Raw genomic sequence first — 249 nt, 5'->3', positions numbered from 1 at the left:
CGATGAGCGCCTGCTCGTACCGTCGGCGCCCGCCGACCGAGATGCCGATGAGCGTGGGGACGAGCAGCATGACGGCCGTCTGGGCGATGTTGCCGGTGATCGTCGGCACGAGAGGGTTGTCGGGGCCGCCGGCGGCGATCACCAGATCGATCTGAAAGCCCGCGAACCAGATCACGGTCGCGATGCCGTAACCGATCCAGGCCGCCCGTGTCGAGACGAACACGGCGATCGTGTACAGGGCGACCCACG

Annotated in this window: 1 protein-coding gene; it reads right to left on the bottom strand. The window is 67.9% G+C overall.

Going from position 1 to position 249, the window contains the following annotated elements:
- Window positions 1-249, bottom strand: a 249-nt coding sequence (locus SB658_RS26190; RefSeq protein WP_410603407.1) for a hypothetical protein, incomplete at both ends; no start/stop codon positions are given.

The sequence above is a fragment of the Bacillus sp. SIMBA_008 genome (assembly GCF_046535495.1).
GTDB lineage: Bacteria > Bacillota > Bacilli > Bacillales > Bacillaceae > Bacillus > Bacillus subtilis.
The sequence above is the reverse complement of the archived record's forward strand: the minus strand, read 5'-3'. Positions and strand labels throughout refer to the sequence as shown.